Origin of the sequence: Catellatospora coxensis, from assembly GCF_016862635.1 — a bacterium.
Classification (GTDB): domain Bacteria; phylum Actinomycetota; class Actinomycetes; order Mycobacteriales; family Micromonosporaceae; genus Catellatospora; species Catellatospora coxensis.
The window spans coordinates 1-13914 of record NZ_BONI01000139.1 but is presented as its reverse complement, the minus strand read 5'-3'; the positions used below and the strand labels follow the sequence as shown (position 1 = coordinate 13914).

Annotated in this window: 10 protein-coding genes, 2 pseudogenes and 1 riboswitch; of the genes and pseudogenes, 6 read left to right on the top strand and 6 right to left on the bottom strand. The window is 71.6% G+C overall.

Going from position 1 to position 13914, the window contains the following annotated elements:
• The 4 genes and pseudogenes from Cco03nite_RS43290 to Cco03nite_RS40830 form a co-directional block, all read left to right on the top strand.
• A pseudogene (locus tag Cco03nite_RS43290) lies at positions 1-201 on the top strand (Clp protease N-terminal domain-containing protein); the annotation flags it as partial.
• Positions 202-234: 33 nt separating this feature from the next.
• A pseudogene (locus Cco03nite_RS43285) lies at positions 235-603 on the top strand (Clp protease N-terminal domain-containing protein); the annotation flags it as partial.
• Positions 604-736: 133 nt separating this feature from the next.
• Positions 737-1783: an aldo/keto reductase gene (locus Cco03nite_RS40835; protein WP_203699422.1), complete on the top strand. Its 1047-nt coding sequence runs from the start codon at positions 737-739 to the stop codon at positions 1781-1783.
• 706 nt (positions 1784-2489) lie between these two features.
• Positions 2490-2885 (top strand): GNAT family N-acetyltransferase, encoded by a 396-nt coding sequence (locus tag Cco03nite_RS40830; protein ID WP_203699421.1) that lies wholly within the window; start codon positions 2490-2492, stop codon positions 2883-2885.
• 15 nt (positions 2886-2900) lie between these two features.
• Here the strand turns inward: Cco03nite_RS40830 and Cco03nite_RS40825 are convergent, their stop codons facing one another.
• Both Cco03nite_RS40825 and Cco03nite_RS40820 read right to left on the bottom strand, forming a co-directional pair.
• Positions 2901-3617: a hypothetical protein gene (locus Cco03nite_RS40825; protein ID WP_203699420.1), complete on the bottom strand. Its 717-nt coding sequence runs from the start codon at positions 3615-3617 to the stop codon at positions 2901-2903.
• The gene (locus Cco03nite_RS40820) at positions 3614-4774 is read right to left on the bottom strand and encodes a hypothetical protein (protein WP_203699419.1); all 1161 of its coding nucleotides are present in this window, start codon (positions 4772-4774) and stop codon (positions 3614-3616) included. The genes Cco03nite_RS40825 and Cco03nite_RS40820 overlap by 4 nt, the downstream gene beginning before the upstream one ends.
• Positions 4775-5796: 1022 nt before the next feature.
• Positions 5797-5881, top strand: a riboswitch (ZMP/ZTP riboswitch).
• A gap of 12 nt (positions 5882-5893) precedes the next feature.
• Between Cco03nite_RS40820 and Cco03nite_RS40815 the strand changes: the two genes are divergently transcribed.
• Positions 5894-6781: a bifunctional 5,10-methylenetetrahydrofolate dehydrogenase/5,10-methenyltetrahydrofolate cyclohydrolase gene (locus Cco03nite_RS40815; RefSeq protein ID WP_239168070.1), complete on the top strand. Its 888-nt coding sequence runs from the start codon at positions 5894-5896 to the stop codon at positions 6779-6781.
• Positions 6782-7695: 914 nt separating this feature from the next.
• Here Cco03nite_RS40815 and Cco03nite_RS40810 read toward each other — a convergent pair.
• The 3 genes from Cco03nite_RS40810 to Cco03nite_RS40800 form a co-directional block, all read right to left on the bottom strand.
• A complete protein-coding gene (locus Cco03nite_RS40810) occupies positions 7696-8286 on the bottom strand; it encodes a hypothetical protein (protein WP_203699417.1) in 591 nt (196 codons plus the stop codon).
• A 304-nt stretch (positions 8287-8590) separates the two neighbouring features.
• Positions 8591-9679, bottom strand: coding sequence for a DUF4037 domain-containing protein (locus tag Cco03nite_RS40805; protein WP_203699416.1), 1089 nt, complete (start codon positions 9677-9679; stop codon positions 8591-8593).
• A gap of 852 nt (positions 9680-10531) precedes the next feature.
• Complete coding sequence (locus tag Cco03nite_RS40800; protein WP_203699415.1) at positions 10532-11050, bottom strand: hypothetical protein; 519 nt, start codon at positions 11048-11050, stop codon at positions 10532-10534.
• 328 nt (positions 11051-11378) lie between these two features.
• On the opposite strand from Cco03nite_RS40800, the gene Cco03nite_RS43050 reads away from it, so the two are divergent.
• A complete protein-coding gene (locus Cco03nite_RS43050; protein WP_275412117.1) occupies positions 11379-11513 on the top strand; it encodes a hypothetical protein in 135 nt (44 codons plus the stop codon).
• Between the two features lie 327 nt (positions 11514-11840).
• On the opposite strand, the gene Cco03nite_RS40795 is transcribed toward Cco03nite_RS43050, so the two are convergent.
• Positions 11841-12416: a hypothetical protein gene (locus Cco03nite_RS40795; RefSeq protein ID WP_203699414.1), complete on the bottom strand. Its 576-nt coding sequence runs from the start codon at positions 12414-12416 to the stop codon at positions 11841-11843.
• Between the last annotated feature and the right edge of the window lie 1498 nt (positions 12417-13914).

Below are 13914 nucleotides of genomic sequence, written 5' to 3'. Positions count from 1 at the left end.
ATGTTCGAACGATTCACCACCGCCGCACGCGATGTCGTCAGAGGCGCCCAGGGCGAGGCCCGCCACTGCGGCCAGCTGCACTACATCGGTACCGAACATCTCCTGCTCGGCCTGCTCCGACCCACCAGCGGCATCCCGCACGACCTGCTCACCGCCGCCGGACTCGACCACGACCAAGTCACCGCCGCCATCAACCGCCACATCGGCACCGCCGAACCGTTCGGCGCCGCCGACGCCGCCGCACTCCAGGCCATCGGCATCGACCTCGACGCCGTACGTGCCAAACTCGAGGAGACCTTCGGCCCCGGCGCCCTCAACCAGGTCACCCCGCCACCCCGGCGCGGCCTGTTCCGCCGCCGACCCCGCGTCGCCGTCAGCGAAGGCGGCCACATCCCCTTCACGCCGCGCAGCAAAGTCGTGCTCGAACTGTCCCTACGCGAAGCCCTGCGCCTCAAGCACCGGCACATCGGCACCGAACACATCCTGCTCGGCCTGATCCGCGAAGGCAAAGGCCTCGCCGCGCTGATCATCACCGAGGCCGGCGTCGACCTCGACGACCTGCGCCGCCGTACCGAGAGCGCCATCGCCGCCGCCCGCACCTGACCGTGCCGCGCGGCCGGGGGAGCAGACCCCGGCCGCGCCGGCTTGACCTGGAGCACACTCCAGCACCTACGCTCCCCAACATGATCGACTCCCGCCGGGCCGGCGCGGGAGTCCCGACCAGGGGAGCACCACCATGCGCTACCGCGCCCTAGGCCGCACCGGCATCGAGGTCAGCGCCTACTGCCTCGGCACCATGATGTTCGGCAGCGTCGGCAACCCCGACCACGACGACTGCGCCCGCATCATCCACCACGCCCTCGACCACGGCGTCAACTTCATCGACACCGCCGACATGTACTCCGCCGGCGAATCCGAGACCATCGTCGGCAAGGCCCTGCACGGCCGCCGCGACGACGTCGTCCTCGCCACCAAGGTGCACTTCCCCATGGGCGAAGGCCGCAACCGCGGCGGCAACAGCAGGCGCTGGATCCTCACCGCCGTCGAGGACAGCCTGCGTCGCCTCGACACCGACCGCATCGACCTGTACCAGATCCACCGCCCCGACCACACCACCGACATCGAGGAGACCCTCGCCACCCTCGACGACCTCGTGCGCGCCGGCAAGATCCGCACCTACGGCTGTTCCTCGTTCCCCGCCGAGGAGCTCGTCGAAGCCCACCACGCCGCCGGGCGCCGCGCCGTCGGCCGCTTCCGCACCGAGCAGCCCCCGTACTCCCTGCTCGCCCGTGGCGTCGAAGCCGACCTCCTGCCTGTCGCCCAACGCTACGGCATGGGCGTGCTCGTGTGGAGCCCGCTCGCCTCGGGTTTCCTGTCCGGCCGGGTCGCCCGCGACACGGTCGACCTCACCGCCGGGCGGGCCGCGCTCACCCCGCACCGCTTCGACCCGGCGGTGCCCGCCAACGCCGCCAAGTACGACGCCCTCGAGCAGTTCGCCGCCCTTGCCGCCGATCTGGGCCGTACGCTGCCCGAACTCGCGCTCGCGTTCACTCAGGCGCACCCCGCGGTCACCTCGACCATCATCGGTCCGCGCACCATGGCTCACCTGGACGCGGCGCTCGAGGGGGCGGATCTGGCCCTTGACGACGCGACCCTGGACCGCATCGACGAGATCGTCGCGCCCGGGGTCGACCTGTACCGCGCCGACGGCGCCTGGGGTCCGCCGGCCCTGACCGACAGCACCCTGCGCCGCCGCGCCCACGGCGACCGGGCCGCCGCCTGACTACGGCCGGCGGGATGTGCGCCCGTGATCGCATCCGATGTGTACGAGCACCGCTGCGGCCCCGACCCCCGGGGCGATCCTCGTCGTCGCGGTCTGCTTGCTGTTCGCCGCCGCCGCCGTGCTGCTCGCGGCGCTTGACGCGCTCACCCGGTTGCTCAGGCCGGCCCTGTTTCGGCGTCGGCGTTGTCATGCTCGTCGCGGCGTTCAGCTGGAAGAGCGCTCTGCGCGTCGACGCGACCGGCATCAGCCTCGGCGGCTCGCCGCCGTGCCGCGCGGCCACCGCCGCGCATGTGTCCTGGGCCGAGGTGCAGGCGGTGGTCGTGTGGCGCCGGCAGCCGGCGCAGAACCTGCCGTGCATCGGCGTGCTGCGCCCACCCGGCGTGGCGCGCCTGCCGGGCGCGCCCACCGGCTCGGCGGGAAAGGCTGCCGGCCGGGTTCGGGTGCGCCGTCTCCGGCGCGCCCGGCCCGCGCCTGCTCGCCGCGGGCCGGGCCGTCAGCGGTTGGCGGTTCGACCTCGACCGGCTCACGACCGCCGTGCGCCACCACGCACCCGGCGTGGCCGTCCGCGACCTGCGATGAGCCGCCCCGTCAAGTCGATGGCGGCGGCAAGCTCTCAGGGGTCCGATGCCTGCTCATGGTCCCCGGCGCGTCTCGTGGTGGCAAAACCTGTGGGATCGAGGGCCGACGGGCCCTATCGTGCGCACTCATGGCCATCACCTTCACCTGGCGCGGCGCGTTCCACAACACCGAGGTCGAACTGCTCCACGCCGACGGGTTCGAGCGCGACCCGTCCGGCCACGACTGGCAGGGGCAGGTCACGCGGCACAGCCTCGGCTGGGTGTGCGCCCGCGACAGCTCGCGGCTCGTCGGTTTCGTCAACGTCGCCTGGGACGGCGGCGCGCATGCGTTCCTCCTGGACACCGTCGTCGCGGCGGACCTGCGGCGCCAGGGTGTCGGCGCCGAGCTGGTCGGCGTGGCCGCCACGCATGCGCGCGCGGCCGGCTGCGGATGGCTGCATGTCGACTTCGAGGAGCGTCTGCGCGGGTTCTACCTCGGCAGCTGTGACTTCCGGTCCACGCCGGCGGGCCTTCGCGAGCTCTGACCGCCCCGGCCGCGGCTACTGGACGTCGCCGCCGTACACGTCGTCGTCGGGGACCTCTGCCACGCCTTCGTCGTAGATGGCGTCCATGAACTCGTCGTAGGCCGTCTCCGGGACCTCCGGCCCGGCGACCTGGTCCAGGTCCTCCTCGGCGAACTCCTCTTCGCCTTCGGCGTGTCGAGGGCCGGGGACGGCAGCCACACCGGCCGACACCGCAGCGCTGCCGCCGGAGCGGTCCCAGGCGGCTGCGTCCCGGTCGCCCCGAGGCGGGGTGAGCCACCGGCGGTAGAAGCGATCCTGTACGCCCGCCAGGAACGCGGCGGCAGCCGCTTCGGCGTCGCCGGTGGCCACGTAGACGTCCGCGACGCGGGTCATCGTGCCGGGGGAGAGCCTGAGCTGCTTCGCGGTGATCGTGCGGGTCGCGCGGGCCGGGTCGTTGCGGTCCTTGACGTTGAGCACCACGGCCCCGTCGGCGGGCGCGGTGGCGACCCATGCCCGGCGTACGCCGAAGTCCAGTTTGTCCAGCGAGTGCTTGCGCGGCTTCGGGTCCATGCCGGCGTTCCACTTCTCAAACCAGCGCTGGAACGTGCGCCGGTCGACGCCCGCGATCCTGGCGCCCTTCGTGACACCCGCGGTGCGCCGCAGTTCCTCCGCCTTCTCGCGGAAGGTCATCGGGGGTTGCCGGATCTCGCGGCCGCGCATCATGTTGACCAGGCGGTTGCCCAACCCGCTCATTTGCCGTCCCCATCGCCCGCGACGCGGCTCTTACGGGTCGCCTTGTGCTTGTACGCCCCGAGCTTCAGCCCGGTCGGGTCGAGATTCCAGCCGGCCGGAATCGCGGCGGCGCCGTCCTCGACGTCGGAGGCGTACCACACGTTGTCCACGTCGATCCACAGCGGCCAGCGGTTCTGCTCCCGGCCCGTCTTCCACATCTTGCGCCAGCGATTCGCGCGGTCCGTGGCGATGATGGAGTACCACCAGTCCGGCCGGTAGATCCAGTTCGTTTCGCTGGCGAGCATCCCGAGCGTCTTGCGGCCGGACTCCTTGAGCGCTTTCAGAACCCGGTCGGCGTCGCGCGGGTCGTCGGTCGCCCCGGCCGCCGCCGCGTACGCGTCCCGCATCTTCCACGCCCACGGCCGCAGCAGCTCGGACCCGGCGCAGACGCGGCTGTCCTTGATCTGAACGCCGCCGTAGACGCCTTCCTCCGTCAACTGCTGCAGCAGCGCGACCGTCGCCGTGGAGATCCAGCGCGGCCCTTTCTCCTGCGAATAACCGGCCGGGTCGGGGATCCGCCTGTCGTTCCACGGCGACAGTTCACACAACCACCAGCCGGCCATCTTCGGATCGAATTTCACCCCGCCCTGCTTCAACTGCCACGGCGCCAGAATGGCGTTCGCGGCGGCTGCGATGTAGGCGCGGTTCGCGTCGTAGGCGTGGGCGAATCTCATCCCCGACGCGGGAGCGCGGAAGTGGTCGGCGTGGAAGTCGTCCTCGAATCCCGGGACCGACGCGATTTTGGGCTTCCACGTCGGCTGAAGTTTTTTCACGCCGACCGTCGTCACCCGGCTGAGAACGGCCGTGCCCGCGATTCCGGTCGTGCCGTGGTACGCGCTGCCGGTGACCCGGTGCCAGAGCGCCAGGGACGTCAAGGTGCCCATGCCGTCGGCGGGGTCGGGGTCGAGCAGCGGGAACGTGGCCGGCTCGATCGCGGGCAGGATGCCGACCCGCAGCGTGAGCCCTTCCCGCCGGAGTGTCGTCCAGTCCGTCAGCTTCTTGACCTCCCAGCCCTCCGACCGGATCTCGCGCAACAGGACATGGTCGCCCTCGACGGCGGCCAGCTCGGCGCGTGTCGTGGGCAGGCGCATCGCGCGGGCCGCGTCCAGGTCGACCATGACGACACCCTCGTCATCGAACCGACCGGCCAGCCGGGTCGCCACCGACCCGAGGCCCGGCTGGTAGACGCCCTGCGGGACCGGATGGATGACCTCACCGTCCGTCATGAGCATGTCTGCCCCGAGTTGGACGGCTTTGTAGGCGGCTCCCATAGCTGGACACACTAGCCTTCGCCTGGGACGGGTTCACCAACACGGCGACCGGCTTCGTCGTGCCGCCGTTCGGCGAGGTGTCGCGGTGACTGCGCTGGTCTTGTGTCGGTTGTTCCCCGAGGCTCCTGGCGGACAGCCCGTGGCTGTCTTGTCGTGGTGTACGGGCGCCCGCCGTGCTGCCCGGGGCTGACTGCGGCTGGGTGTCGGCGGGCCGCCGGTGCGGTTTCCTGTCACGGTGCTCACCGCCGCCCAGCTGCGTCCGTCGGTCGATGCGGGCATCGCCGACGAGCCCGACCTGTGCGGGCAGGCGCCTGAGGGCGCCGCCCGCCACGGCGACCATTTCCGCGGACTGTTCGGTTCCTGGTCTGATCTGGCGTCCCCGCAGGTGATCGCTGACGCCCGCGAGGTTCTGAGGTGTTATGCGCCGTCCTGGCGGAGTCTTCGGCGTGTGGCGGCGTCCGAGGCGTCCCGTTGCGGCGGTCGCCGGCGTGAGTTGTTCGCCTGCTGTTCTGGTCCGGCGTTCCCGCTGGTGTTCGTCGATGTCCGCGTCGTGTCGGCTGGTCGTGGCAGTCGTGGCTGGTGTCGTGTTCGGCTGGTGGGGCGGTTGTCGGCTCTGTCGCGCGCCGGTTTCTTCTCGTACGCCCCTGGTCTGCCGTGTCCGTGGGGTCCGGTGTCCTGGCGGGTCTGTCTGTCTGGACGTTGCGTGTGATCGGCCGGGTTTGCGCCCGCCGGGCTGGGATCTGCTCGACCGGCGGGCCGGTGCGGTGATCAGTTCCACGGATCGGCGGTGTCTGCTGTGTGGTGTTGGGGCTGTTGGTGTCTGTGGCCGGACCCGGGGGTGGGTGGCCGGGTGGGTGGGGCATGCTGGTGGTCGGGTTTGCGACTGGCGGTGCGAGGGCGGGATCGACCATCGGGGAGCGAGTGCGCTGGTCGCCGTCCGCCTGGGTGACCGCGTGGAGGTTCCACATGTCCGCTCCTGCTCCTGCTGCCGTGTCGGTGTCTGCCCGTTTGCTGCCTGGCGGGCCTGTCGCCGATGAGGTTTTGGCTGATGTCGGGGCCCGTTCGGCGGTGTTGCGCGCCCGGGGTGTGACTGCTGGTCTGGCGACGTTGCTGGTCGGTGATGACGATGCCAGCGCGGGTTATATCCGGATCAAGCAGCAGCGGGCCGCGGCGTTGGGTTTCGCGTCGCCGCATGTGCATCTGCCGGCCGGGGCGTCGCAGGCTGATGTGCACCGGGTGATCGCCGGCTGGAACGACGATCCGGCGGTGCATGGGATGCTGGTGCAGTATCCGATCCCCGCTCATCTGGACTACAACGCGGCTTTGCAGGTCATGGACCCGGACAAGGACGTCGATGGGATGCATCCGGTCAACATGGGCCGGCTGGCTTCGGGCATGCCTGGTCCGTTGCCGTGCACCCCGGCGGGTATCGAGGCGTTGCTGGCGTTCCACGGTGTCGTTGTCGCGGGCCGTGAGGTTGTGGTCGTCGGCCGTGGCGCGACTTTGGGCCGGCCGTTGGCGATGCTGTTGGCGCAGAAGCGCCCGACCGCTGACGCGGCTGTCACGGTGGTGCACACGGGGGTGGGGGACTGGGCGCGTTACGCCCGCCGTGCGGACATCCTGATCGCTGCGGCGGGGGTGCCGGGCATCATCCGGCCTGAGCACGTCAAGCCGGGTGCTGTGGTGGTCGGCGGGGGTGTGCGTTATGAGGGGCGGCGTATCCTGCCCGACGTCTTGGAGTCCTGTGCCGAGGTCGCGGGTGCGATCACGCCGCGTGTCGGCGGTGTCGGCCCGACGACGGTGGCGATGCTGTTGCGTAACGTGGTGGCCGCCGCCGAGCGCGCCAACCCGTGAGCGGCGCGGGGGCGGCGGTCGCCGCGCTGCCGCTACCCGGTCAGGGGCGGGCGGCTCGCCGGGCGTCGGGTCGGCTGTGGCCGGCTGGCCGCTGCTCGATGCCCTCGCGCTGCTCGATGCCGTGACCGCCGCTGCCACAGCCGGCGCCGGACGTCGCCGGCTGTGGCAGCGGCTGTTCGCCCTGTCCGCCGCCATCCGGCCGGCGTGGTGTGCGTGTCACCGGCCTGGGCGTCGACGTGCCCGGCGCCGGCCCCGCGGCCGGCAGGGTTCTGTCCGTGCTGCTGGGCCGTGCTGTCGTGCTCGTCGGCGCTGCGTCCGTCGCGGCGCGGCTGGACCGAGCCGGCCCTGACGTGCTGCTCGCAGGCTCTGGCGTGCTGTTTGCCGGCGGCGTCGTGGCGTCGTTGCCGCCGCGTGCCGGGGGTGGTCGCCGCCACCGGCACGCGGCGTGCCTTGTTCGGCTTCGCGCTGGTGCGTCTGCTCACGATGGCGAGGCTGTGTCGTGTCGTGCCGCTGGCCGGCTCGGCATCGTCGTCGAGCCGGCGGCGGTTTCGTCGAGGATGGTCGGGTCGGGCGTGATGCGCGTGTGGGCGGCGGTGTCGTGCGGCAGGTGTTCGCGGCCGTTGCGGGCTGCGCGGTTGCGGCCCCGGCCCGCGGGCTCTGTGGCCTCGATGTTGCGGGTGTGCGGGCCTGCGGTCACCGCGTGCGGGCGCTGCCGGTTCTCGTCCCGCTGCCCTGTGCCGAGGTGTATGCCCGGGCGGGGTCCGGCAGGGCGGCCGTGTCGACGCCGTCTGGCGGTTCTGCTGCCGTGGCGGGCTGGGTGCGGGCGTCGACCGGTATCGGGCAGGGCGGCCGCGTCGGGGTTGTCTGGCGTGTTCGTGCTGTCGCGGTTGTGCTGTCGCGGCGTTTCGGGTGTGCTACTGCGGCCGGGTCCGGTGTGGTGTCGGGGTTGTCTGGCGGGTGACTTGTTGTAGCAGTCCGTGGACGAACATCATCTGGTACACCGCGCCGGCGGGGCCTGGCACGTCCACCGCCCACCGTGCTGGTGTCTGCGGGTCGTGTTGGCGTGCGTGCGGGTATCGGGTGAGCACGTCGCCGACCACGCACGACCACGGCGCCGGCCTGTCGGCCTCACCGAGTTGCGGCACGGGGCAGTCGGGGGCGCGTACCAGCGATCCGTGCAGCACGAAGTCGCGGTCGCCGACCAGTGCCTGCCAGCGCAGTTGCGGCCACAGCCCGGCCGGCCGCCACGAGTACGCGGTCAGTTCCGCGTCCCCGTACGCGATCTGGGCCTGTTCGTCGGCCGGGCCCAGCACCGCCTCGTACAGCGCCAGGCCTTTGGGCGCGGTGGGTGAGCGCAGCATCGTCTGCCACCGCTGGTGGGCGCGCATGTAGTCGGTGTGTGACGCCGACAGGCGCGCGCATGCCGCCTGGACCAGCTCTGGTTGGAAGTCGGCCATGCGGCGTAGGAGCATCAGCTGGAATTCCCGCCGCGCGTACCCTTTCACGCCCGTGAGCGTAGGGCAGCGGCCGCCCCCGGGTGGCAGAACACGCCCCCGGTGGGCGTCGGATGCCGCTGCCGGGAAGGGGTCGGCGCCGGTGCCTGCCCGTGCCCGCGGGATTGTCGCGCTGCTCGCCGCTGTGCTCGCCGTCGGCGGTGTGCTGTGCCGGGCCGGCGGGGCCTGGAGGAGTCGCGCCGCGGCCTGCCGGCTGTCGGCGGCGGGACCGGCCCTGGTCCGCCCCCGGCCGCATGGCACGGTCGCGTGGCGCGCGTTCTTGGCCGGCTGTGAGTGGTCCGTGGGCGTCTGCGGCTCACCTGAGCCCGTGCACCGCCGCCGCGGCCGCGCGCGCGGTGCCGGGCCGCATGAGCACTTCGGTGTTGTCGGCGAACTGGTCGACGGCGCCGGCCGGCCCCAGCCTGGCCAGCTGGGGGTCGGCGATGCGCGCGGTCAGCGCGTCGGCGAACCGTTGCGCGCCGATCACCGCGTACGGCCGGTCGTGGAACGGCCGCCGCCGGGCGTGCACGGCTTCGGCGAGCCCGAGTGTGTTCTGCCATGCCCCGGCCGCCTCGTACGCCGCGCACAGCGCGTCCTGGCGTGGGGCGCTCTGGTCGGCGGTCAGCGCGGCCCGCAGTGCCGCGGCGATCTGCGCCGCTTGCGGCAGCTGCCCGAACGCCCGTCCGAGCCATTTGCTGTATGGCGGCCAGCGCCGGGCCAGCAGCAGGCACAGCCGCATCACGTCGCGGGCCAGTCTTGCCGTGATGATCCGGCTGCCCGTCTCGTCGCCGGTTTCGCCGGCCCGGCCCGTGAACGGTTCCTCCTGCCCGATCCGCGCCCATTGGCATGCCAGCACGTATCGCCATACGTCGTCGGGGTACCAGGCCAGCCGGGCCCGTAGTGCGGTCAGTTCGCCGATCCCGTCGTGGTAGACGGCTCCGCCGGTCACCTCTGCCAGGACCTGTGTCGGTGTGGCCAGCCAGTCCAGTGTCGTCGGTTCGTTCAGGGCGTCGAAGCCCAGCAGCGCGGCCGACCAGCGGCCGGTGTCGGTGACCACGACGCGGTGTGCGACCGGCCCGTCGGTGTGGGCCATCACCCGTACCCGGGCGTCGGGGGGTTCGAAGTGTGTCGGCCAGCCCAGTGTCTGTTTGGGCAGCCGCCGCGCGAGCAGTTGTGAGACCTGCTCGCCGTGGCGGTCGGCGTCGGCGGGCGACAGCAGCAGTTCCAGTCGTGGGCCCCAGTCGTGGTCGGCCGAGCGGGCGGTGTCGAAGCCCAGCACCTCCGAGCCCGGCCCGACCCGCGCGGCGGCGTGCCGCAGCCGCGGGTATGCCTCGTCGAGCAGGGGCCGTACGGCCTGCGTGTAGAACACCCGGCACAGTTGCAGACCTGCCACGAACTCGGCCATCCCGACACCGTACGGACCGGGCCCGCGCCCGGCCACCGGATTGTCCCCGCCGCGCCGCCGGAGCACGCAGGCCGAGTTCAGCCGGCCGGCTGCCCACGAGACCCGTCTGGTCCTGGACCGGCGCGGTCCGGCTCGTGCCCACCTCGGCCGTGCTCGCCACGTCCCGCGCGTGCCCGTATCCGGCCGGCTTCCGGCCGTTCGCGCGTTCCCGGGGCATTTCCGGCGGCTGCCCGGCGATCTGCTGCCACGCGGCCGCGGCGGCCTGCGACGGCGGCCCGGACCCAGGCCTCCAGCGCGTCGGTGTACGCCCTCGCGCCCCCCAGGTCCTTCACCGCCGGGCGCAGCGTGTCGCCGTCGCGTCACCGCCCACGCGGCGGCGACCACGGCCACCGCCGCGTGGGCGGCGTTGCGCGGCGGCACCCCGATGACCGTCGCACCGGCCTCGGCCGGCCGCGCCGCGGTCGCCGAACCGTTGGGCGGGGCGGTGTCAGCCGCCGTACCCCCTGCGCGGAGCGGATCGTCACCGGCGACAGACTCACCGGACGCCGCTCGTCGGTTTCGGAGCGTCGCGCCGCCGGCGGCGGGTTGTGGCGGCGGGCGTACTCGACCGCGCGGGTGCCGCCTTGGCCTGCTGCGGCGGTCAGCGCGGTGGTGAACGACAGCACGTCGATGACCGCGGCGCCGGGGCCTGCCGTGTCGGGCCCTGCGGGCCCCAGCCGACGCGCACCCGGTGTCCGGTCTGCCGATACGGGTCGGTCGTCTGCTGGTTCTGCCGCACCGTGCCCCGCACACGCCGCGGGGCTGTAGCGGCCGGGCGTCCCGGCCGCTACAGCCCCGCGAACGTGAGCCGGTTCAGGGCTGCGGGTCGGCCGCCGGGTCGACCGTGGTCGCGGTCGGCTGCCCGGCGACGTTGCCGGCGGCGTCCAGTTCGACGGTGAACGCCACGTTCACGCGCTTGCCCCAGCAGGCCTCGGCCGGGTCGCCGGGCTGGACCGGGTTGGGCGGGACCATGTTGTACGTGCCGGTGAACTCCAGCGTGTTGTCCGCGGCGAGCCGGAAGTGCTGGCTGCCGCGCGCTTCACAGGAGATCCCGGCGCCGGTGCCGAGCCCGTCGACGAGCCTGGTGTGGATGATCCGCAGGCCCAGCGGGCTGATCGGGTTCGGCGGCACGGCCAGGTGCACGGTCCCGGTGAAGGTGAGCGTGCCCAGGTCGGCGAAGGTGGCCTGCCCGGTCAGCGGCACGTCGAACCTGCTGGGCGGCCCGGCGGGCGGTGTCACCGGCGCCGCGGCGGCGCCTGCCGCGCCTGCCAGTGCTCCCACGGCGGCCGTGACGGCCGTGACGGCCCAGCGCGCGATCCTGGATACGGACATGTTGAACCCCCGTTGGTGATGACCGCGGAGCACCCGCAGTACCCGGCCCAGCTTCCAGACGGAAAGTGACGCTATCGGCACGCAGTGTGCTCGCCGGGGTATTTCGGTCCGTGTCGGCCCCGATGTCGCCCGCAGAGTGTCACTGCCTCCTGCGGTCCGCTGCGACCTCACCGTGCCCGTGATCGTCCACGCCTGGCTCGCGCCTGACCCAGATCATGCGGGGCGCCAACCCGCAACGCATCCGCGCCGAGATCGACAAGGCCACCACCGAAATCCTGACAGCCGACCCAGGAGTGCAAGCTGAATTCGCGTCACCGCATCGGAGCCGGTGCGCGCCGATGACGACGCCAGCCGTCTGGCGGTCGCCGACGAGCGCGCCCAGCCCCACGACACGGCTGTCGGCCGGCAGGAGCAGACGCTGGCAGACCTGCGCGCCGAGCGGCAGCCTGCCAAATCGCGCTGACGGCCGACCGTGCGCAGGCGCCACTGCCGGCTTTCCGGGGCGGGCTCAACGCCCGAGGATCGGTCTACCAGCGGGCGCGAAAGGCGCTCGAGGTCGGCTTCCGGCTCGGTGCGCCGGGCCGCGTCAGCGGCGTCGGCGTGGCGCATCGGCCGCACCGGGTACGCAGCCCGGTGCCGGCGGTGGGTCCAGCCGCTGCCGGTGGCCTGCTTGTCGCGCTCGCAGCTCGGTGGCTGCGCGGTCGGCACCCGGCCCGCCGGTCGGGTTGCGGGTGAGGCCGGCGTGCGCGACCGGCGGGCCGGCCAGACAAAGACGAGGTGGATGACATTTCTAGTGCGTCGCGCAAGCGGCAAGCGCGCCGAGTAAGGTAATTGGCTCGCACCGGCCGGCTGGTCCCGCTTCTCGCCCCAGCCAGCCGGGTGACTGCACGTCTGAGGAACGGTTCTCTGACCGCATGAGGACCAACGGCAGCGACGACACCCGGCGGCGCCGCTCGCCGCCGTCGGTATCGACGTCCACGTCGAGGGCGGCCGCGTAGACCCGCTGCGGCTCGCCCGCCGGATACGGCGCGACGAGCCGCGAAAGCATTCCCCGCCAGCAGCCGTCGTCGATGGCGCCGGCATGGATCAGCGCCGACCCCACCCGATCATCGAGGTAGGCGCCGCACCCGACCGTGCGGCGCGTCGACGGCGACCACCCATTTGTCACGCCACGGCTCGCCGTGCGCACCCTGCAGAAGAGCAGTTCCAGGGCGTACCGGATGTCGAAGCAGTGGTTGAACAGGTCGTAACTCCCCAGCCTGCCCAGGCCTGGACGCTCACTGTCCGGGTCGACGATCGTCACCGCGGGCGAGGCGGCGAGATGGGTCGTCAGGACCGCACCGCCGTCCAGGTCGACCTTTACCACGACACTCAGCTCGCTTTCCCACCGGCCGCGGTGGAAGCTGTGTGGGGTCTGGGTCAGGGACGGCGCCGTTCGCCCGTCCGGCCACGTGGACACCTGGTAGCCGCTGCCGCTGGCGGGCACCTGCCACGCGCATTCTTCCGACTTCGGTGTCCAGCGCTCCAGTGCGACGCCCTCAATCGCCGCGAGAACGCGGCCGTCGGCCAGGGCCTGTACCGCTCAGACCGCGAGGCGGGGCGTCCAGGCGCGTCCTCATTCCGAGCACAGCTGCTCGAGGACCGCGGTGGCGGACGGATCAGTCCGAGGCACGTCCGGCCAGGCTCTTCGCCGTAGAGCATGCATAACATGCCCAGGTGGCCCGGTCCCAGCCGCCGCGCCGGATGGAGTAGGCCAGGGACGTGGTGCCGAACCGCTCCTCGTCCTCATTACAGGCAATGGCCAGCACCAGCACGAGAGTCTCGGGATCGTGCCGGCAGCGACACGGTGGCACTGCTGGACAGGTCCAACAGGAGCAGTTCGCCTTGTAGGCCCCATCCGCCGTCGTGCGCGCCGGTCCCAATGATCAGCAGGGTGGGATGGAGGGCGAGCGCGGTGACCGGCAAACGCGTGGTCAGCTGGAACAGGCAGCTGAGATCGCCGGAGCGGCATACCGCCGTCGGATGCCAACCTGTCTCCGTCCGGAGACGTCGCGTCTGTGCCACTGCGGCGGTCCAAGCCCCCCCGCCGACCGTGATCAGCGCTTCCTGGGGCGGAGGTCGCCGTGACGCTCGGCCGGCCGTTCTCGCAGGAATACCGCTGCGGTGGTCGCCGCCGACACGGTGGGTCGGCACCCAGCGCGCGATTCACTCGGACCTCAACACGCTTACCAGATATCGGCAGAATCGATTCGCTTGATTACGGGGCATCATTCCGTCACGGACCCTTGCAGTGCAACGTCCTCAGCGCTTTCACGCAGGGATCAATTCCGAATTGATTCCAGATTAGAAATATCAGTAATCCAATAATCGACAATGATTCTAGGATAGGAGGTAACACGCGGTAATGCCCGTTAGGCCACAGTAGACGCTATCGATGGCCACTATAGACGGTTATTTCGTTCTTGAGTGAATCCGGTTTTGTCGGCTCTAGTATGCCGTTTGCAGCGGATGGAGAGCGGACAGTGAGAGCCCAAGTAGCATGCATATCAACGCAATCAGGATGCACGGTCGGGGAATACCCGAGGTTGGCTGTGATGGCTCAACGAGCTGTGGGGTGCAACTAGGGGAGTATCTACGTAGACCACTCCGGCTCGAAGAGCCGGCTGCGGCCCCGAAGGGGTCGGTGTGTCGTGGCCGGGATGTCCAGAGCGGAGAGTAGTGTGGTCCACATGAACTGATCGCGTCCCGAAGGGACGGCCCCGAAGGGGCAGGCGCAACTGAACAGACTTCGCTTCGCGAGACGATCCCACGAAGTGGGATCCCCGGCCCGAAGGGCCGGATCCTGAGCGAAGCGAAGGGGGGCG

Coding starts and splice junctions, on each gene's coding strand:
- Cco03nite_RS40835 (WP_203699422.1), top strand. CDS start 737: ATGCGCTACCGCGCCCTAGGCCGCACCGGCATCGAGGTCAGCGCCTAC.
- Cco03nite_RS40830 (WP_203699421.1), top strand. CDS start 2,490: ATGGCCATCACCTTCACCTGGCGCGGCGCGTTCCACAACACCGAGGTC.
- Cco03nite_RS40820 (WP_203699419.1), bottom strand. CDS start 4,774: ATGGTCGACCTGGACGCGGCCCGCGCGATGCGCCTGCCCACGACACGC.
- Cco03nite_RS40800 (WP_203699415.1), bottom strand. CDS start 11,050: ATGTCCGTATCCAGGATCGCGCGCTGGGCCGTCACGGCCGTCACGGCC.
- Cco03nite_RS40815 (WP_239168070.1), top strand. CDS start 5,894: ATGTCCGCTCCTGCTCCTGCTGCCGTGTCGGTGTCTGCCCGTTTGCTG.
- Cco03nite_RS40805 (WP_203699416.1), bottom strand. CDS start 9,679: ATGGCCGAGTTCGTGGCAGGTCTGCAACTGTGCCGGGTGTTCTACACG.
- Cco03nite_RS40825 (WP_203699420.1), bottom strand. CDS start 3,617: ATGAGCGGGTTGGGCAACCGCCTGGTCAACATGATGCGCGGCCGCGAG.